Below are 19,863 nucleotides of genomic sequence, written 5' to 3'. Positions count from 1 at the left end.
TGTCCCAATCAGCAAGAATGGTCACTACGCGTATCCCCCAGAAGCTATCGCTGCTCTTTTTGAACATTGATCATTCCGAGATTGCGCGGGAAAGTAACATAAAGTGAAATGAACGATCAATAGTTTTCAATAATAGCTTGGTAAATAGCAGCAGTGATTCAAAAATTGCCGAAAATATCGTCAACTTATTTTTTAGTTAAGGAGATCCCCGGTTCATTCGTTCCTCGCGCCCGAGGATGACGACGTGGGTATACAGAAGATGTTAGAGAGGCTCTAAAGCTAGGGCTTTTGTCATTCTCTAGAGCCGAGAGACGACCTAATAGGGAATCTCGCACTGAAACCAGCAAAGTTCACTACACAGATAGAGGAATGACTCGTAAAAATCAGAACAGCAGAAACCAAAAAGCCCGAACATTTCTGTTCGGGCTTTTTAATTTGGAGCGATACATCGGGTTCGAACCGATGACCTCAACCTTGGCAAGGTTGCGCTCTACCAACTGAGCTAGTATCGCATTTGCTACATCCGTTAAGACGTAGACTTTAATAGATGGTGCCCCGGGCCGGACTTGAACCGGCACAGCGCGAACGCCGAGGGATTTTAAATCCCTTGTGTCTACCAATTCCACCACCAGGGCACGCAATTCTTTATTGCGATGCCGATTACTGAAAAGTAAAACACCATCTTAATGTCGAAGCCAATCAACATTACAAATTTTGGAGCGATATATCGGGTTCGAACCGATGACCTCAACCTTGGCAAGGTTGCGCTCTACCAACTGAGCTAGTATCGCATTTTCATTACTCTTACCTCTTCTCATTAACTAAGAAAAAGAGATAATGGAGGCGCCTCCCGGAGTCGAACCGAGGTCCACGGATTTGCAATCCGCTGCATAGCCACTCTGCCAAGGCGCCTTAGTAACTCCAATCGAATCGCTTATTGCCATCCTCTTGGGTACGGGATGCATTCTACGGATTCGAGCGTTTGAGTCAATATTATTTTTGTATTTTTAATTCGTTTGAATAGATTTCATACGAAACAGGCTAAATAGCTGACTTTGTGTGCAAAGCACTTTGTGGACAGGCTATTCAAAGGAGATCTATATCACATTAGATATCCACTATTGATAACTTAACCTTAGGTTAAAGATCAAAAAAGCGAGCCTCAGCTCGCTTCTTCATCAATGGTGTTTTTCGTCTAACAAATCATCTTTGGCGGCCATCAAGTATTGCGCCATTGACCAGTAAGTAAGAACGGTTGCAACATAGAGTGCAATGTAACCTACCCATACCATCCAATCGTCGTATCTCCAGATAAGTACCCAAAGAGCGAACATCTGAGAAACGGTTTTGACTTTACCGACCCAAGATACCGCAACGCTTGCACGTTTACCGATTTCAGCCATCCATTCTCGAAGCGCTGAAATGATAATCTCACGAGCAATCATGGTCACCGCTGGAATAGTGATCCAAATCGAATGGTAATGCTCAGTCATCAAGATAAGAGCCGTCGCAACCAGCACTTTATCCGCTACAGGGTCAATAAAGGCACCGAAGCGAGACGTTTGCCCGAGCTTACGAGCCAGCATGCCATCTAGCCAGTCAGTAAAACCCGCTACCCAAAACACCATTGCAGCAGCAAAAGGAGCCCATTCATAAGGTAGGTAAAAAACAACAACGAATACTGGGATTAAAAATAGTCTCAGTAAGGACAAAATGTTAGGTATATTCAAACGCATATTATTAGGCTCTTATCAATTGCGCTTTAATGGTGCGGGATTTTTACTATTGTTTCAATGCTTGATAAATGTTTTCTGCCAAAGAATGACTAATGCCCGGCACTTTGGCTATTTCTTCGACAGTTGCACGCTTAAGTTCTTGTAAGCCACCCATATATTTCAACAAAGATTGACGACGTTTCGGTCCTACCCCTTCAATTCCTTCCAAAGCACTGGTTCGGCGAGTTTTACCACGTTTCGCTCTGTGCCCTGCTATCGCGTGATTATGACTTTCATCACGGATATGTTGGATAAGGTGCAACGCTGGTGCATCGCTTGGTAAGTTAAATTCCTCACCTTCAAGAGTCACTAAAGTTTCTAAACCCGGCTTACGGGTCACACCTTTCGCGATACCCATCATTCTTGGTCGGAATGGCCAATCACCCCAATATTGAGAAACAATCTCGTGAGCGCGATTCAGTTGCCCCTTACCACCGTCGATAAAGATGATGTCTGGGATCTTATCGACATCAAGTTGTTTGGAATACCGTTTCTCAAGGGCCTGAGCCATCGCCGCGTAATCATCACCTCCAGTAATACCGGTGATGTTGTAACGACGGTATTCCGGCTTAACAGGGCCTTCCTGATTGAACACCACACAAGACGCTATCGTACTTTCACCCATGGTATGACTGATATCGAAACATTCCATGCGCTTAATTGCATCCATCGACAACACTTCTTGAAGCTCTTTGAAGCGCTGATTGATGGTCATCTTATGATTAATCTTGGTAGTAATGGCCGTCAGTGCGTTGGTATTCGACAACTTAAGGTAACGACCACGAGTACCAGAAGGATTGGTATTGAAGTGAATCTTACGACCGGCAACTTCACACAAAGCTTCTTGAATCGGTGTGACATCTTCCATCAAGTCGGCATTAAGAATTAAACGCGTTGGGATGGTTCTTGCTTCATTATGCGCCAAATAATATTGGCTTAAAAAGCTCGAAAAGACCTCTTCTCGTACCGTATTGTTAGGAATTTTAGGGAAATGACTTCGACTACCCAAAACTTTGCCTTGGCGGATCATCAAGATATGGATACAAGCAACACCATTCTCTTGGGCAAATCCGAGGACGTCCATATCTTCCATAGAATCGTCAGATACGTATTGCTGTTCTTGTACACGTCGAATCGCTTGAATTTGATCGCGGAAAGCAGCGGCTTGCTCAAAACGAAGCTCTCGGCTTGCCTTGTCCATCTTATCGATAAGCGTCTCAAGGACGAGCTTGTCTTTACCTTGCAGGAATAGACGAACGTAGTCGATAAGCTCGCTGTACTCTTCATCAGAGATAATTGAGCTAACACAAGGCGCCGCACAACGACCAATCTGGTACATCAAGCACGGGCGTGTTCTGTTCGCATAAACCGTGTCTTCACACTGGCGAGCAGGAAAAATCTTTTGTATTAGGTGTAGCGTCTCACGCACAGCGCCAGAATCAGGATAAGGACCAAAGTATTCACCCTTTCTCTTCTTAGCACCACGATGCATCGACAAGCGAGGATGCTTGTGACCGCTAATGAAAATATAGGGATACGACTTATCATCACGCAGAAGTACGTTGTATTTCGGTAGGTACTGCTTGATGTAGTTGTGCTCAAGGATAAGAGCTTCTGTTTCTGTATGCGTTACAGTGACATCGATTTTATCGATATTGCTAACTAAAGCGCGCGTTTTTTCACTGTCGACTTTTTTACGGAAATAACTGGAAAGGCGTTTTTTGAGGTTCTTTGCTTTACCGACGTAGATAACAACAGCCTCGGCGTTATACATACGATAAACGCCGGGCTGTTCTGTTACTGTCTTGAGAAATGACACTGAGTCAAACAAGTTGGTCACTATACGATCTCAGTGTTAAAGGGTCTCAGTGTCTAACATTCCATGTCTAATCGCTAAATGCGTCAGCTCTACATCGCCACTGATATCCAATTTGCTGAACAAACGGTAGCGGTAACTGTTGACTGTTTTAGGACTTAGATTGAGTTGTTCTGAAATATCCGTCACTTTCTGACCTTTGGTAATCATCATCATGATTTGAAGTTCACGCTCAGATAAGTCTGCGAATGGATTTTCAGACGCAGGCGAGAATTGGCTCAAAGCCATCTGCTGCGCAATTTCTGGTGAAATGTATCGTTGGCCACTATTAACCACTCGAATTGCATTTACCATTTCATCTGGACCTGCCCCTTTAGTAAGGTAACCAGCAGCTCCAGCTTGCATCACTTTAGTTGGAAACGGATTTTCCGTATGAACAGTTAAAACGATGATTTTAACATCAGGGTTGAAACGCAAGATTTTCTTGGTTGCTTCTAAGCCACCAATACCAGGCATATTCATATCCATCAAAATAACGTCAGTATTATTACTACGACACCATTTTGCAGCATCTTCACCGCTTTCAGCTTCCCCTGCTACGTTCATTCCACGGACGTCTTCAATAATACGTCGTATCCCTGTGCGAACCAGCTCGTGATCATCTACAAGGAAAACATTTATCAAACTTGTATCTCCACACTATTAATTGGCTCTGCAACCACTGTGTCATTTCATCTGTTTGAAACAATTGAACAAAGGAACAGTGGATCGCAGCATTGAGTACATCTTAACTTAATTACTAAAAAAAGCTCTGTTGAATATGTGCTGAAACACGAACTTTAGCAAGTACTTATTAACAAATAAGCTAACTAAAACAACAAGCTTTTTCTAAAAATCAACCAGTTAAAACAACACCCAATAAAATTACACAAGATAAAGATATTTTCAATACCATTGAATAGCCATTCACGACAATTTCACTTATTTGCTTATGGAGTCCCGTTATTTGCCTCTGTTAACTAGAGTTTAGTTAGTATTTTGGTTGCCTGTTGTGCGCAGAGAGCCGCTAGATGGTAGTATTCGATTCCCAATTTCAATAGGTTACTACATTGGATATTCAGCAAGGCTTTGTACTCACAAGACAAGCGAGAGACTTTTCAGGGCGTACCCAAATTGATTTGTGGTTAAGCTCCCCTCAAGGCCCAACTCTGCTGACGATTCAAAATGAAAAACCTGTATTTTTCGTCGCTCAATCTGATGTTGAAGAATGTCAGGCAATCGCAGCGAAAGAGTCGATTGATTGCCAATTCAAGTCCCTAGAACTAGCCACATTCGATCAAACCCCTCTCGCCGCATGTTACACCTCACTGTCGAGAAGTAGCTTTGGTTTAGCACAAGCCTTTCACAGCGAAGAGATTCAGACCTTTGAAAGCGATATTCGACTCGCCGATCGATATCTGATGGAACGCTTTATCAAAGGCAGCATTGAGTTCACTGGGACTGCCGTGCAAAAAAGTCAGCATCTTAGAGTCTCCAATGCAAAATGCAGAGCGGGCGATTACTTACCCAGCTTATCTGTGGTTTCACTTGATATTGAATGCTCGGAAAAAGGCGTACTTTATTCCATTGGCTTAGACAGCCCGATGGACAGCCGAGTCATCATGGTCGGCGAACCACAAGAGGCTGACACAAACGTCCAATGGGTTCCTAATGAAAAAGCTCTACTCGAGGCGATGATTAGATGGTTTTCTGAATTTGATCCCGACATCATCATCGGTTGGAATGTCATTGATTTCGATTTTAGGCTGCTGCACAAACGTTCAGAATGGAACGAAGTGAAGCTCAATATCGGCAGAGACAATCAACCAAGCTTTTTCCGTAGTTCTGCACAAAACCAGCAAGGCTTTATCACTATCCCAGGCCGCGTTGTGTTGGATGGCATCGACATGCTCAAGACAGCGACCTACCACTTCCGCTCTTGGTCTCTTGAATCGGTATCTCAAGAGCTACTCGGCGAAGGTAAAGACATCCATAACGTTCACGACCGCATGGATGAGATAAACCGGATGTTTAAGTTCGATAAGCCTTCGCTCGCCAAGTACAACCTTCAAGACTGCGTGCTAGTAAACCGCATCTTCGAGCACACTCACCTACTCGACTTCGCGATTGAGCGCTCTCGATTAACCGGTGTCGAACTGGATCGTGTTGGTGGCTCTGTTGCGGCCTTTACTAATTTATACATGCCTCAAATACACCGAGCAGGTTACGTCGCGCCTAATTTAGAGCCCGAGAACTGGATTGCCAGCCCCGGCGGCTACGTGATGGATTCCATTCCTAACCTGTACGACTCGGTTTTGGTACTCGATTTCAAGAGCCTTTACCCATCGATCATTCGCTCTTTCTTAATTGACCCGATGGGGCTAATTGAGGGGTTAAAGTTAGAGTTAGGCTCTGAAGAAGACCAAGCGGTGGCAGGGTTTCGTGGCGGTCAGTTCCACCGTTCTAAGCACTTTCTACCAGAGATGATCGAAAACTTGTGGGCAGCACGTGACGTTGCAAAGAAGAACAACGAAAAAGCGTTCTCTCAAGCGATTAAGATCATCATGAACTCCTTCTATGGTGTGCTTGGCTCTTCTGGCTGTCGCTTCTTCGATACCCGTTTGGCCTCATCGATCACTATGCGTGGGCACGAGATCATGAAGCAAACCAAGGTTCTAATCGAGGATAAAGGTTATCAAGTAATTTACGGAGATACCGATTCAACCTTCGTATCGCTAAACGGCAGTTACGATCAACAAAAAGCAGATGAGATCGGGAACGCACTGGTCGCTTACATCAACGATTGGTGGACAAATCACTTAAAAGAAACCTACAACCTAACCTCAATACTCGAACTGGAATACGAAACTCACTATCGCAAGTTTCTAATGCCGACCATTAGAGGTTCAGAAACCGGCTCGAAGAAACGCTATGCAGGCTTGATCAATCAAGGCGACCAAGAGAAGATCATCTTTAAAGGGCTTGAAAGTGCGCGAACCGATTGGACACCTCTCGCGCAGCAATTCCAACAAACCCTGTATGAGATGGTGTTTCACGACCAAGATCCAACGGACTATGTCAGACAGTTTGTCGATGAAACCGCTGCCGGTAAACACGATGATTTACTGGTGTACCAAAAGCGTTTGCGCCGCAAACTACACGAGTATCAAAAAAACATTCCGCCACAGGTTCGCGCAGCTCGTATGGCCGATGAGATAAATGCCAAACTTAGTCGCCCGCTTCAATACCAAAACAAAGGGCGTATTGAATATTTGATTACACTGAGTGGCCCTGAGCCAAAGGAGTACTTGAAGAGTGGTATCGATTATCAGCATTACATCGACAAACAAATCAAACCGGTTGCAGAGGCTATCTTGCCCTTCATTGGTTTAGATTTTGAACAAGTCAGCGGACAACAGTTAGGCCTGTTCTAGATTTACTTTTCTTTTCTAGGCGACATTAGACTCGATATACCATTAAAACTCGAGCCAAACATCAAAACGAAAAAAGCAGAGAAGTGCTGTGTTACTCAGCCCGCTCTGCTTTTTAGTATTCATTGGGAGGTTACGAACCCCTACCCGATTCGAAACTCAGTTTTCTGATACTGCTTAACCAGCCATTCACCAAAGCCATCAAGAATCCCTATCACCGAACGTTTGGGAATCGCTCGTCCAGACAACAGAATACCCAATCTTTGAATCTCGACTTCTTTCTCTGGATGATATTTCAAGAACTGTTGACCACACTCTATTGGGTCATCGAACCAATATTTGTCACGATACATCACCAAAGAATAACTCGCTCGCAGTAGCTTTTTAGCAATAATCACCTGTGCTGCAACTTGTTGTTCTGGCGTTGTTGCTCGGGCAATCTTATTACGATAAACCGCTAACCAGTTTTCCGCATCCATATTCCAATGCTTAGCAATTTCCCAACTCGTTTCGAAATCACCATAGCAGTCCGATAGATCTTCACCATGCACACACACGGCTAAATGCTTGAGCATGAAGCCCCACGTAAAGATGTTGTCGAAATCAACGATCTCACTCACCAAGGTGGTTTTGATTGCCACTTGAGTGACCTGAGGGAAGCTCTTTTGGAAGCGCCACTTGATGGTATTCAGCAGCGTAGTTCGTTGATCTGGGAAGTGACGATGAGTAACCACGACCACATCTAGATTCGAGCGACCGACAACGGCTTGCTTACGTGCCACACTGCCATAAACATAGACACTGTGCAGATTAGAACCTAACCCACCTTTTAAAAAGGTAATCAGATCGTTAACCACAGGTTGGAATTCAGGTTGAAATGGCTGTGTTGGGTCAATAACAGGTAGCTGCATAGGTCGTTTCGGTAAATAAAATAATGATTTAACTGTCTCTCTATGATCGCTTAGGTGACTTTATGATTCAAGCTATTCCTATTTATAGCGTCTACGAGATATAATCACCGGATAGACCCAATAAGGACAAACACAAAATGCCTAGAGCAAGTGAGATTAAAAAAGGTTTTGCGATCAACGTTGATGGCAAAACAGTACTAGTAAAAGATATCGAAGTGACAACACCAGGTGGCCGTGGCGGTCAAAAGATTTACCGCTTCCGTGGTCACGATGTAGCAACTGGCGTTAAAACAGAAGTTCGCCACAAGGCTGACGAAATCGTTGAAACTATCGACGTAACTAAGCGTGCAGTGATGTTCTCTTACGTTGACGGCAACGAGTACATCTTCATGGATAACGAAGATTACTCACAGTTCATCTTCAACGGTGAAATGATCGAAGACGAACTGCTGTTCATCAACGAAGAAACTCAAGGCATGTACGCGATTCTTATCGACGGTACTGCAGCAACGCTTGAACTACCAACTTCAGTTGAGCTAGTGATCGAAGAAACAGACCCTTCAATCAAAGGTGCATCTGCTTCAGCTCGTACTAAGCCAGCTCGTCTGTCTACAGGCCTTACTGTTCAAGTTCCTGAGTACATTGCAACTGGCGACAAAGTTGTTGTGAACACAGCTGAACGTAAATACATGAACCGCGCAAGCTAAGATATTTATTATGACCGAAGCTAACGACCTAATGTCTTACGACGACGCAATTGACACTGCATACGACATCTTTCTAGAGATGGCTCCTGATAACCTTGAACCAGCAGACGTGATCCTATTCACGGCTCAGTTTGAAGATCGTGGCGCTGCAGAGCTCGTTGAAACTGGTGACGATTGGGTTGAACATGTTGGCTTTGAAGTCGACAAAGAGATCTACGCTGAAGTACGCATTGGTCTTGTAAATGAAGCTGATGATGTCTTAGATGACGTATTCGCTCGTCTGCTGATCAGCCGTGACCCTGAACACAAGTTCTGTCACATCTTGTGGAAACGCGACTAGGCTCTTCTTAAATCAGCTCCGAGTACTGAGCTGATTTTCTTATGATTTCATAGCCTCATCACTTTACCAAACTGCAACTCTACAAAATTATGACCAAAGCAAAGACAGATACACTATCCAAAGGCTATGCCTGTGTTGGATTAGTAAACCCCAAAACACCTGAAAATGTTGGCTCAGTAATGCGAGCAGCTGGTTGCTACGGAGCAAACTCTGTATTTTATACGGGCACCCGTTATGACCACGCTCGACAGTTTCATACCGACACCAAAGAAAAGCACCTTGAGCTACCATTAATTGGTGTTGAAGACCTGAAAGACATTATTCCAGTTGGCTGCGTACCAATCGCGGTTGATTTGATAGAAGGCGCTAAGCCTCTGCCTGATTATAAACACCCACCTCGTGCTTTTTATATCTTCGGCCCTGAAGATGGGACTCTGAAAAAAGAGATCACGGACTTCTGTCGTGAAACCATCTACGTTCCGACCAATGGCTGCATGAACCTTGCTGCCGCGGTCAATGTTATTTTGTATGACCGCATGGCGAAGGGTGATAATTTTTCTAATCATTTGAAAGTGACCTAATACCAATCGTAGTCCATAGCTAGTCACCCTAGCTAGTGAAGCACTTCTACCTAGTTAATCGTTTCTGCTTGGTAAGCACTTCCACATGATTTGAACTGCGCCATATTCAAGACGAAAAAAAACCTGCTAAGTTAGCAGGTTTTTTAGTATTCGAAACGTTGGATTAAGCTTAAGAACTGTAGCAACTACTGGTGTAATTACTTACGTGATCTTGGCTTAGCCGGTTTAGCCGGGCGTCCGTTGTTCAATTTAGGCTTTTTGGTAGCCTGAGGTTTGCCATTGGTCGCTGGAGCACTACGACCTGAATCAGGTGTTGTAGTTCCGCGAGTAGCAGGCTTCTTACGTTTAGTCTGGTTGCTGCGGCCTTTAGGAGCATTTGCACGCTCTTCGTGACGCTTAACAGCACGACGAATTTTCTGGCTACGAGAACGCTCACGCTTACGAGAAGTGTTTGCAGGATCAAGATCCAACAGTGTCTCTTTTTCTGGCTGAAGTTCAACAAGCTCACGCAAGTAGTTTACTTCTTGAAGATCTAGCTCTTTCCAACCGCCACGAGGCAGTTTCTTATCAAGGTAGATATCACCGTAACGTACACGTTTCAGACGGCTTACTGTTGTTTCTTGTGATTCCCAAAGACGACGAACCTCACGGTTACGACCTTCGTTAATCGCTACGTAGAAAGTATGGTTCATACCTTCACCGCCAGCGTAAACCACGTCTTCGAAACGAGCCATACCATCTTCAAGTTGAACGCCACGAGTCACGTTCTTAACTTTTTGCTCAGTCACTTCACCAAACACACGTACTAGGTACTCACGCTCAACCTGGCGGCTTGGGTGCATTAGGCGGTTTGCAAGTTCACCATCAGTAGTGAAAAGCAAAAGACCCGATGTGTTTGCATCAAGACGGCCAACTGAAATCCAACGAGAACCACGGATCTTAGGTAGACGATCGAAAACAGTACGGCGACCTTCAGGATCGTGACGAGTACAAAGCTCACCTTCAGGTTTGTAGTAAGCAAGTACACGACAAACCACTTCTTCAGAGGCTTTGCCTGTAATTGTGTGGCCATCGATACGGATCACTGAGTTCTCGTCTTCAAGACGTTCACCCAATTTCGCAACTTGACCGTTAACACTTACACGACCAGATTTGATTAAACCTTCTAGTTCACGACGAGAACCGTGACCAGCTCGCGCTAAAACCTTCTGTAATTTTTCGCTCATTTACTCTTTTCTACCTAATTGTCGTCTTCACAGACGTCGAATGAATTTTTCGCGACCAAATCGCGGTCGCGTATTATCGCAAATAACCTGCCAAAAAGCACTTGTTATTTACTCTGGCAGGTTTGCTGTTTCGTTACAGACTGTTAATCAGTAACGCTATTATTCAAACGGCGCTGGATCGCCGGCACCACGACGTAAAACAACGGCATCATCGTCACTGAAGTCAATAACCGTAGTTGGTTGCTCACCTAGATAGCCGCCATTCAAAATGACATCAACCGCATGCTCTAGGCTGTCGCGAATTTCTTCTGGATCCGATTCAGTGGTCTCGTTACCCGGAAGAATTAGAGACGTCGACATCAATGGCTCGCCCATTGCTTCCAACAGGTCAAGTGCAATCTTGTTGTCTGGTACACGAATACCAATCGTTTTACGTTTCGCGTTCATCAAACGCTTCGGCACTTCTTTGGTTGCTTTGAAGATAAACGTGTAAGCACCGGGCGTGTGCGCCTTAAGTAAACGGAAAGCAACGTTATCAACTCGTGCATACAGTGACAACTCAGAAAGATCACGGCATAACAACGTGAAATTGTGCTTATCATCGATTCGACGAATTTTACAGATGCGTTCAAGTGCTTGTTTATTTTCAAGCTGACAGCCCAGCGCATAACCGGAATCTGTTGGATAAACCACCACACCACCACTACGAATAATCGCAACAGCTTGAGTAATTAAGCGCGCTTGTGGGTTATCTGGGTGTACATAAAAAAACTGGCTCATTGTTGATCCTCGTTATCGAATCTCTCGACTCTATCATCAGAAGGAGCTGGTTCACCTAAATACTGTCATCAGTATCAGTTGGTGAAACCGTTTGAAACTCCCAATCTTTCCATACTTCTTCGACCCCAGAAGGTAGCCAGAGATTACGTCCAAGTTCCATCCACGGAGATGGATAATGGAAGTCACTGCCTTGGGAGGCTAATAGTTTGTATTGTATAGCATAATCCGCAAGTGTGCGTCTTTCTTGTTGTGCTTGCTGAGGTTGAGCCACTTCCATAGCGTCACCATTTGCTTCAACAAATGCAGCGAGCAGACGTTTAACCCACTTGGCTGTAAGTCCATATCGCGCAGGGTGAGCCAATACCGCTTGACCGCCAGCCGCATGAATAGCCGTTACAGCATCACTCATTGAGCACCATGTTGGCGGCACATAACCTGGATTGTTGCGCGTAAGAAACTTTTTAAACACTTGCTGCATGGTTTTCGCGTAGCCGTTGTCGACTAACCACTTCGCAAAGTGCGCTCGAGTAATTGGTGCATCACCAGCAATCAACTTAACTTCTTCCAAAACGCCTTCACGGGTCGCTTTCTCGAGTCGTTGAGCAATCATCTCAGCACGCCCAATACGATGAAGCTTTTGTTGTTCTATTAACGCTTTCAATTCTGGTGATTCAGGATCGACGTTTAACCCAACAATATGGATATCTTTGTTTTGCCAAACGGTTGAGATCTCGATGCCGTTAATCAACTGAATAGGAAGATTGTTATCAGCAATATAGCTGCGAGCTTCAGCAAGCCCATCAGTCGTATCATGATCTGTAATCGCTAACGCTTCGATGTTAAAGCCTAACGCTCGGTCAATCAGTTCAGGTGGAGTAAGTCGGCCATCTGAGGCTGTTGTATGACTATGTAGATCAATTCTCATATATTCTTTTTCATTGTTTTCAATTTTTATCGTTATATTTGTGTCAACGCACTTGACCTGCAAGCGCAAAACTAGTTAACTAGTACACAAATACGAAGTATCACATTTGATAGGTTCACTATGTTACAAGAATTTAACCAAAACCATAAAGATAAAGTTTTAGAACTTTCTTCAGTAGAAGCAAGTTCAGAGCTTAATTGGTGGCGCACTTGGACAAGTTCTTGGTGGGCCAACGTGTACTTCTAATTAAACAGTTTGTTTATAAAAAAGTTATCACTAAGCCCGCTTTCATAGCGGGCTTTTTAATTTGTCGAACATCTCACATTCAACTGACTAACAAATCAACGAATTGACCATATTCTAGATTGGGTGAAAGGTATCTTTATGCGACTATGTACGGCAGGAAATTTAAAGAATCATAAAGGAGGTCTTGTGAACAAGGCCATTGAAATCAAAAAGCTGGGAACCATTGAGGTCATCAATTCTTCCGTTCCTTACTCGCAAGATCCAACCAGTGTTTTTCATACTCTGTGTGAAAACAAAACAGACAGTCTGTTGTTGGAATCTGCTGAGATTGAATCTAAACAGAACCTGACAAGCCTACTCCTTATCGACTCTGCTGTTCGCATCGTATGTCGCGGACATGAAGTAACCTTTCAAGCGTTGACTCAAAATGGTCAAGCGCTAATCGAACACCTAGCTCAAAACGTTAAAACAGAGATCAAATCTGACCTTACGGATAACGTATTGACGCTGACTTTTGTCGAACCAAGCAACGAATTAGACGAAGATTCACGTTTAAGAGAAGCGTCTTCATTCGATGCACTGCGTTTGGTTCAACACAGCTTTGAGCAAGACGCGGATAACAAGCACGCGTTATTCATGGCTGGCCTATTCGCTTACGACATCGTGGCGAACTTTGAACCGCTAGGCGATGCTGAAGCGACCAACAACTGCCCTGACTTTGTATTCTACGTTGCTGAGACACTATTGCGTTTCGACCACCAAGAGAACGAAGGCCTGCTTCACGCAAGCTTATTCACTCAAGACGAAAGCATTAAGGCACAATTAACGGATCGTCTAGCTGATATTCAAACACAATGTCAGTCCTTGAAAGCGATTACCGAAGTAACTCCTTTAGACAACGTTGAAGCAGTACCAAGCGTTTCAGATGAAGATTTCTGCCAAACGGTTCGTGACTTAAAAGAGTACGTAGTTAAAGGCGATGTATTCCAAGTGGTACCTTCACGCCGCTTCACGCTACCTTGCCCTGCTCCGCTGGCGGCTTATAAAGAACTCAAGCAAAGTAACCCAAGCCCTTACATGTTCTACATGCAAGACGAGCTATTTACTCTGTTCGGTGCTTCTCCAGAAAGCGCGCTGAAATACGAAACCGAAACCAACCAAATCGAGATCTACCCAATTGCTGGTACTCGTCGTCGTGGTAAGCGCCCGAATGGCCAAATCGATTTCGACTTAGACAGCCGTATTGAACTTGAGCTGCGTACCGACAAGAAAGAAAACGCCGAGCACATGATGCTGGTCGACCTAGCGCGTAACGATGTGGCTCGTATTGCCGAAGCAGGTACTCGCCACGTGGCAGACTTGCTGAAAGTTGACCGCTACAGCCATGTAATGCACTTGGTTTCTCGTGTTGTTGGTCAGCTACGTGAAGACTTAGATGCCCTACACGCTTACCAAGCTTGTATGAACATGGGTACGCTAACTGGCGCGCCAAAAATCCGCGCAATGCAACTTATCCGTGACGTAGAAAAAACGCGTCGTGGTAGCTACGGTGGCGCAGTGGGCTACTTAACCGGTGAAGGCACATTAGATACTTGTATCGTGATTCGCTCTGCTTACGTTGAAGATGGCGTAGCACAAGTACAAGCGGGTGCTGGCGTGGTGTTCGACTCAGACCCACAAGCAGAAGCAGATGAAACTCGCGGCAAAGCTCAAGCGGTCATCTCAGCGATTCAAGCAGCTCATACTAAAAATACGGCACCAAGCCAAAGCACACCAAGTAAGAAGGAGTCGTAATCATGGCTGATATTGTATTCATCGATAACTTCGACTCGTTCACTTACAACCTTGTAGACCAGTTTCGTTCATTAGGTCACAGCGTAAAAATTTACCGTAACAACATTCCTGCAAAAGTAGTTGAAGCGGCGATCAACGAATTAGATAACCCGGTTGCACTGCTTTCGCCAGGCCCTGGCGCTCCAGCAGATGCGGGTTGCATGCCAGAGCTGATTCAATTGCTAAAAGGCAAAGTACCAATGATTGGAATTTGCTTAGGCCACCAAGCGATTGTTGAAGCCTACGGCGGCACCGTTGCAGGCGCTGGCGAAATCATTCATGGTAAGGTGTCGATGATGGAACACCAGAACCATGCGACTTACCAAGGCTTACCTTCGCCACTGGCTATTGCTCGCTACCACTCTTTAGTGGCAACGCATGTATCCGATAGCCTAACGGTGACCGCTGAAGTCGATGATTTGGTGATGTCTGTGGTTCAAGAACAAGACAAGGTTTGTGGATTCCAATTCCACCCTGAATCAATTATGACGACCTACGGTGCAACGCTTCTAGCGAACGCTATAGAATGGGCTCTTGAGAAAAAGACGATATAGGAAACGATCATGGAACAGATTAATAAACTTTACGAACAGCAGTCTCTTACTCAAGAAGAAAGCCAACAGTTATTTGATGTCATCATCAAGGGGGAACTCGATCCAATCCTGATGGCTTCGGCTCTGACTGCATTGAAAATCAAAGGCGAAACGCCCGATGAGATCGCAGGTGCGGCGAAAGCACTGCTTGCCAATGCAAACCCGTTCCCACGTCCTGATTACGATTTCGCTGACATCGTAGGTACAGGTGGCGACGGTCATGACACCATCAACATTTCGACGACTTCTGCATTTGTAGCAGCAGCGTGTGGTTTAAAAATAGCTAAGCACGGCAACCGCAGCGTATCGAGCAAATCAGGCTCTTCTGACTTACTGGATTCGTTCGGTATTAACCTAGCGATGACAGCAGAAGACACTCGTACTGCTGTCGATGAACTTGGCGTAGCATTCCTATTTGCTCCGCAATATCACGTCGGTGTACGTCACGCGATGCCTGTTCGTCAAACAATGAAAACACGCACTATCTTCAACATCCTTGGTCCATTGATTAACCCTGCTCGCCCTAACATCGAGCTGATGGGTGTTTACAGCAAAGAGCTAGTACGCCCTATCGCGGAAACCATGCTGCAAATGGGCATGAAGCGTGCTGCCGTTGTGCATGGTAGTGGCCTTGATGAAGTGGCTATTCATGGCGAGACAATCGTTGCTGAAATTAAAGATGGCAAAATTCACGAGTACACAGTGACACCGTCAGACTTTGGCCTGAACACTCACCCTCTTGAAGCAATCAAGGGCGGCGAGCCAGAAGAGAACAAAGCCATCACAACCGATATCCTGACGGGTAAAGGCACAGATGCTCAAGTTGGCGCTGTGGCAGTCAACGTTGCTCTGCTAATGCGTCTATTTGGTCACGAAGATCTAAAAGCCAACACACAGCAAGCGATTGACGCGATGAACTCTGGCAAAGCGTACGAGCTTGTACAAAAGCTTGCTGCACACGCCTAACGAACGACGAGATAAAGAACATGACACAGACTACCGATAAACTGTCGACCCACGTTTCAGTCAAAGAAGCTGAAATGGCGGAAGTATTAGCAAAAATCGTTCGTGACAAATACCAATGGGTTGAAGCGCGTAAGCAAACTCAACCATTGGACGAGTTTAAAGCAGCGTTAACCACAACAGACCGCAGCTTTTATGATGCACTGAGCGGCGAACAAACGGTTTTCATCACTGAATGTAAGAAGGCATCTCCGTCAAAAGGTTTAATCCGTGACGAGTTTGATTTGGACTACATTGCATCGGTGTACAACAACCACGCCAACGCAATTTCAGTACTGACAGACGAGAAATACTTTCAAGGTGACTTTGAGTTTTTACCAAAGGTTCGCAGCATTGCTAAGCAACCTATTCTTTGTAAAGACTTCATGGTTGATACCTACCAAGTTTACCTAGCTCGTCACTACTCAGCTGATGCAATTTTGCTAATGCTATCGGTATTAGATGACGAAGAGTACAAAGCGCTTGCTGACGTCGCTCACTCGCTAAATATGGGTGTACTAACCGAAGTCAGCAACGAAGAAGAACTTCATCGCGCTGTCGCTTTAAAAGCAAAAGTGATCGGTATTAATAACCGTAACCTACGTGACCTTTCGACTGATTTGAACCGTACCAAAGAGTTGGCACCGCTGATTCGCGAACTGGCTCCAAACGCAGTCGTGATTTCAGAGTCTGGCATTTACAACCATCAGCAAGTACGTGACCTTTCAACATTTGCAGACGGCTTCCTAATCGGCAGCTCTCTGATGGCTGAAAAGAACTTAGAGCTTGCGGTGCGTAAAGTTACGCTCGGTGAAAACAAGGTCTGTGGTTTAACTCACTCTGACGATGCAGCAAAGGCTTATCAAGCCGGTGCGGTATTCGGTGGTCTGATTTTCGTTGAAGTGTCTAAGCGTCATGTTGATATCGAAGCAGCTCGTTTAACCATGAGCGGCGCACCTTTGAACTACGTGGGTGTGTTCCAAAATCATAGCGTTACTGACGTTGCGAAAACGGTTTCTGAGCTAGGTTTATTTGCGGTGCAACTGCACGGTGATGAGTCTCAAGCATTTGTCGATGAGTTAAAACAATCACTACCTGAAAACGTTGAGATTTGGAAAGCTTACGGTGTTGCTTGCAGTGCTGAAAACGGCGCTGAAAGTGCGCTACCAGAATTACTGAAAAGCAACGTGACTCGCCATCTGCTAGATACTAAAGTGGGTTCTCAAACGGGTGGTACAGGTCAAGCGTTTGATTGGAGCCTAATCAACAACCAAAGCGCAATCATGTTGGCGGGTGGCCTAAACCCAGGCAATGCTAACCAAGCAGCGAAACTAGGCTGTTTAGGGCTAGACCTAAACTCAGGTGTGGAATCCGCTCCAGGTAAAAAAGACGCAGACAAACTGCAACGCGCTTTTGCAGCGATTCGTAATTACTAGTTCGGTTTCTAGAATTTAAAACCTAGAACTTGAAATCTAGAGCCCAGAGCTTAGAAACTAGAAAGCAGAATCTCAAAACTAATTAGTAAGCTTTGCCTTTGCGAAGCTTAAACAAGATAAAATGACTTGGTGTGAATACACATCGATAGAATTGAAGGAATAACACAATGGCTAAACTCGATGCCTACTTTGGTGAATACGGTGGTCAATACGTACCGCAGATCCTAGTGCCAGCACTAGACCAACTGGAACAAGCATTTATCGATGCTCAAGCAGACCCTGAGTTCCGCAGTGAATTCATGACACTTCTACAAGAGTATGCTGGTCGTCCAACGGCACTAACGCTAACGCGTAACCTGACTAAAGGTACAAAAACCAAACTGTACCTAAAGCGTGAAGATCTACTGCACGGCGGTGCTCACAAGACAAACCAAGTTCTTGGCCAAGCATTGCTAGCAAAACGTATGGGTAAACAGGAAATCATCGCTGAAACTGGCGCAGGCCAACATGGTGTTGCAACGGCTCTAGCTTGTGCTCTATTGGGCCTTAAGTGTCGTGTTTACATGGGTGCAAAAGACGTTGAGCGTCAAAGCCCGAACGTATTCCGCATGAAGCTAATGGGCGCAGAGGTTATCCCTGTTCATTCTGGCTCTTCAACGCTAAAAGATGCATGTAACGAAGCACTACGTGACTGGTCTGCAACTTATGAAGACGCGCACTACCTATTGGGTACTGCGGCTGGCCCTCACCCATTCCCAACGATTGTTCGTGATTTCCAACGCATGATTGGTGAAGAAACGAAGCACCAAATTCTAGCGCGTGAAGGTCGCCTTCCTGATGCGGTTATTGCTTGTGTTGGCGGTGGTTCAAACGCTATCGGCATGTTCGCTGATTTCATTGAAGAAGAGTCTGTTCGCCTAATCGGTGTAGAGCCTGCTGGTAAAGGTATTGATACCGACCAACACGGCGCTCCGCTTAAGCACGGTAAAACCGGTATTTTCTTCGGCATGAAAGCGCCACTGATGCAAGATGAGAATGGCCAAGTAGAAGAGTCTTACTCTGTTTCTGCGGGTCTAGATTTCCCATCAGTTGGTCCTCAACACGCTCACCTAAATGCCATTGGCCGTGCTGAATACGACAACGTGACCGATGACGAAGCGCTAGAAGCGTTCCAATTGATTGCACGTAAAGAAGGTATTATCGCAGCGCTAGAGTCATCTCATGCTGTGGCTCACGCTGTCAAAATGGCTCACGAAGACCCTGAGAAAGAACAGCTATTAGTGGTTAATCTATCTGGTCGTGGTGACAAAGATATTTTCTCTGTACACGACATTCTTAAAGAGAAAGGAGCATTATAATGGATCGCTATCAATCACTCTTCACTCGCTTAGCTGAAAAGAATCAGGGCGCATTTGTACCATTCGTAACGGTTGGTGATCCTAACCCAGAGCAATCTCTTAAGATCATGGAAACGCTAGTTGAAGCGGGTGCTGACGCACTTGAGCTTGGTATCCCATTCTCAGATCCGCTTGCAGATGGCCCAACAATCCAAGGTGCGAACATTCGTGCTTTAGATTCTAAAGTAACGCCAGATGTGTGCTTCGATCTTATTGGTCAAATCCGTGCTAAATACCCAGAGCTACCAATCGGCCTACTGATGTACGCGAACTTGGTTTACGCACGTGGTATAGAAAATTTTTACGAACGCTGCGCAAACGCAGGTATCGATTCAGTATTAATTGCTGATGTACCAACCAATGAAAGCGGCGAGTTTGTTGCTGCAGCTGAAAAGTTTGGCGTTCACCCAATCTTTATTGCTCCACCAACTGCAAGCGATGAAACGCTTCAATCAGTTTCTGAGCTAGGTGGTGGTTACACCTACCTACTTTCGCGTTCTGGTGTAACGGGTGCTGAAACAAAAGCAAACATGCCAGTAACGGCACTGCTTGATCGCTTGAACAAGTTCGACGCGCCACCAGCACTGCTTGGTTTCGGTATCTCAGCTCCTGAACAAGTGAAAGAAGCGATTATAGCTGGCGCTGCAGGTGCGATCTCAGGCTCAGCCGTTGTGAAAATCATTGAAAACAACGTTGAACAACCAGAAGCAATGCTTAAAACACTTGCGGAGTTTGTTACGCCAATGAAAGCGGCTACGCAGAAATAATCGACGGTCATTAAATTGAGGCCAGTAATCATTGGTCATTAGATAGAACCTATAATTC

Annotated in this window: 18 protein-coding genes, 4 tRNA genes and 1 other annotated feature; of the genes, 11 read left to right on the top strand and 11 right to left on the bottom strand. The window is 45.2% G+C overall.

Annotation, left to right across the window (positions count from 1 at the left end; all coding sequences use genetic code 11):
* Positions 1-436: 436 nt before the first annotated feature.
* From AC3CHU_RS06045 to uvrY, 7 genes are all read right to left on the bottom strand, one after another.
* Positions 437-512: transfer RNA gene (locus AC3CHU_RS06045), tRNA-Gly, on the bottom strand.
* A 36-nt stretch (positions 513-548) separates the two neighbouring features.
* Positions 549-635 (bottom strand) — tRNA-Leu (locus tag AC3CHU_RS06040).
* Positions 636-715: 80 nt separating this feature from the next.
* A tRNA-Gly gene (locus AC3CHU_RS06035) sits at positions 716-791 on the bottom strand.
* A gap of 47 nt (positions 792-838) precedes the next feature.
* Positions 839-912: transfer RNA gene (locus tag AC3CHU_RS06030), tRNA-Cys, on the bottom strand.
* A 266-nt stretch (positions 913-1,178) separates the two neighbouring features.
* The gene (gene pgsA / locus AC3CHU_RS06025) at positions 1,179-1,736 is read right to left on the bottom strand and encodes a CDP-diacylglycerol--glycerol-3-phosphate 3-phosphatidyltransferase (RefSeq protein WP_102434829.1); all 558 of its coding nucleotides are present in this window, start codon (positions 1,734-1,736) and stop codon (positions 1,179-1,181) included.
* 46 nt (positions 1,737-1,782) lie between these two features.
* Complete coding sequence (gene uvrC / locus AC3CHU_RS06020; protein WP_488525239.1) at positions 1,783-3,615, bottom strand: excinuclease ABC subunit UvrC; 1,833 nt, start codon at positions 3,613-3,615, stop codon at positions 1,783-1,785.
* Positions 3,616-3,630: 15 nt separating this feature from the next.
* Complete coding sequence (gene uvrY / locus AC3CHU_RS06015) at positions 3,631-4,275, bottom strand: UvrY/SirA/GacA family response regulator transcription factor (protein WP_017078219.1); 645 nt, start codon at positions 4,273-4,275, stop codon at positions 3,631-3,633.
* A 425-nt stretch (positions 4,276-4,700) separates the two neighbouring features.
* On the opposite strand from uvrY, the gene AC3CHU_RS06010 reads away from it, so the two are divergent.
* Complete coding sequence (locus AC3CHU_RS06010) at positions 4,701-7,064, top strand: DNA polymerase II (RefSeq protein ID WP_488525238.1); 2,364 nt, start codon at positions 4,701-4,703, stop codon at positions 7,062-7,064.
* A 140-nt stretch (positions 7,065-7,204) separates the two neighbouring features.
* Here AC3CHU_RS06010 and AC3CHU_RS06005 read toward each other — a convergent pair whose 3' ends face one another.
* A complete protein-coding gene (locus tag AC3CHU_RS06005; RefSeq protein WP_237300170.1) occupies positions 7,205-7,972 on the bottom strand; it encodes a nucleotidyltransferase family protein in 768 nt (255 codons plus the stop codon).
* Positions 7,973-8,109: 137 nt separating this feature from the next.
* On the opposite strand from AC3CHU_RS06005, the gene efpL reads away from it, so the two are divergent.
* From efpL to AC3CHU_RS05990, 3 genes are all read left to right on the top strand, one after another.
* Positions 8,110-8,679, top strand: a complete 570-nt coding sequence (efpL, locus tag AC3CHU_RS06000; RefSeq protein WP_004729781.1) for an elongation factor P-like protein EfpL — start codon at positions 8,110-8,112, stop codon at positions 8,677-8,679.
* A 10-nt stretch (positions 8,680-8,689) separates the two neighbouring features.
* Positions 8,690-9,019, top strand: a complete 330-nt coding sequence (locus AC3CHU_RS05995) for an HI1450 family dsDNA-mimic protein (RefSeq protein WP_004729782.1) — start codon at positions 8,690-8,692, stop codon at positions 9,017-9,019.
* Between the two features lie 89 nt (positions 9,020-9,108).
* On the top strand, positions 9,109-9,600 hold the full coding sequence (locus AC3CHU_RS05990) for an RNA methyltransferase (RefSeq protein ID WP_004729783.1): 492 nt from the start codon (positions 9,109-9,111) through the stop codon (positions 9,598-9,600).
* Between the two features lie 197 nt (positions 9,601-9,797).
* Here the strand turns inward: AC3CHU_RS05990 and rluB are convergent, their stop codons facing one another.
* The 3 genes from rluB to rnm all read right to left on the bottom strand — a co-directional run bounded on the left by rluB (position 9,798) and on the right by rnm (position 12,531).
* Positions 9,798-10,826: a 23S rRNA pseudouridine(2605) synthase RluB gene (rluB, locus tag AC3CHU_RS05985; protein ID WP_004729784.1), complete on the bottom strand. Its 1,029-nt coding sequence runs from the start codon at positions 10,824-10,826 to the stop codon at positions 9,798-9,800.
* Between the two features lie 159 nt (positions 10,827-10,985).
* Positions 10,986-11,606, bottom strand: coding sequence for an L-threonylcarbamoyladenylate synthase (locus AC3CHU_RS05980; protein ID WP_017076369.1), 621 nt, complete (start codon positions 11,604-11,606; stop codon positions 10,986-10,988).
* Positions 11,607-11,661: 55 nt separating this feature from the next.
* On the bottom strand, positions 11,662-12,531 hold the full coding sequence (gene rnm / locus AC3CHU_RS05975; protein ID WP_054547341.1) for an RNase RNM: 870 nt from the start codon (positions 12,529-12,531) through the stop codon (positions 11,662-11,664).
* Between the two features lie 120 nt (positions 12,532-12,651).
* Here rnm and trpL2 point away from each other — a divergent pair, with 120 nt between their 5' ends.
* The 7 genes from trpL2 to trpA all read left to right on the top strand — a co-directional run bounded on the left by trpL2 (position 12,652) and on the right by trpA (position 19,805).
* The gene (gene trpL2, locus AC3CHU_RS05970; protein ID WP_009848753.1) at positions 12,652-12,777 is read left to right on the top strand and encodes a tryptophan operon leader peptide; all 126 of its coding nucleotides are present in this window, start codon (positions 12,652-12,654) and stop codon (positions 12,775-12,777) included.
* Positions 12,724-12,838: a sequence feature (Trp leader region), on the top strand. (Overlaps the previous gene by 54 nt.)
* Positions 12,839-12,963: 125 nt before the next feature.
* Positions 12,964-14,571, top strand: a complete 1,608-nt coding sequence (locus AC3CHU_RS05965) for an anthranilate synthase component 1 (RefSeq protein WP_488525237.1) — start codon at positions 12,964-12,966, stop codon at positions 14,569-14,571.
* Positions 14,572-14,573: 2 nt separating this feature from the next.
* Positions 14,574-15,164 carry an aminodeoxychorismate/anthranilate synthase component II gene (locus AC3CHU_RS05960; RefSeq protein WP_010438041.1) on the top strand — a complete coding sequence of 197 codons (591 nt, stop codon included), beginning with the start codon at positions 14,574-14,576 and terminating at the stop codon, positions 15,162-15,164.
* A gap of 9 nt (positions 15,165-15,173) precedes the next feature.
* Positions 15,174-16,169 (top strand): anthranilate phosphoribosyltransferase, encoded by a 996-nt coding sequence (trpD, locus tag AC3CHU_RS05955; protein ID WP_171330543.1) that lies wholly within the window; start codon positions 15,174-15,176, stop codon positions 16,167-16,169.
* A 20-nt stretch (positions 16,170-16,189) separates the two neighbouring features.
* Positions 16,190-17,641 (top strand): bifunctional indole-3-glycerol-phosphate synthase TrpC/phosphoribosylanthranilate isomerase TrpF, encoded by a 1,452-nt coding sequence (gene trpCF / locus AC3CHU_RS05950; protein WP_488525236.1) that lies wholly within the window; start codon positions 16,190-16,192, stop codon positions 17,639-17,641.
* Positions 17,642-17,808: 167 nt separating this feature from the next.
* Entirely contained in the window at positions 17,809-18,999 is a 1,191-nt protein-coding gene (gene trpB, locus AC3CHU_RS05945; RefSeq protein WP_054547336.1) for a tryptophan synthase subunit beta, read from the top strand.
* Positions 18,999-19,805 (top strand): tryptophan synthase subunit alpha, encoded by an 807-nt coding sequence (trpA, locus tag AC3CHU_RS05940; protein ID WP_488525235.1) that lies wholly within the window; start codon positions 18,999-19,001, stop codon positions 19,803-19,805. Before trpB ends, trpA begins: the two co-directional genes overlap by 1 nt.
* Positions 19,806-19,863: the final 58 nt, after the last annotated feature.

The organism is Vibrio sp. QJM3NY_39 (genome assembly GCF_057785895.1).
Note: the sequence above shows the minus strand (reverse complement) of the source record. Positions and strands in the feature narration are given on the sequence as shown.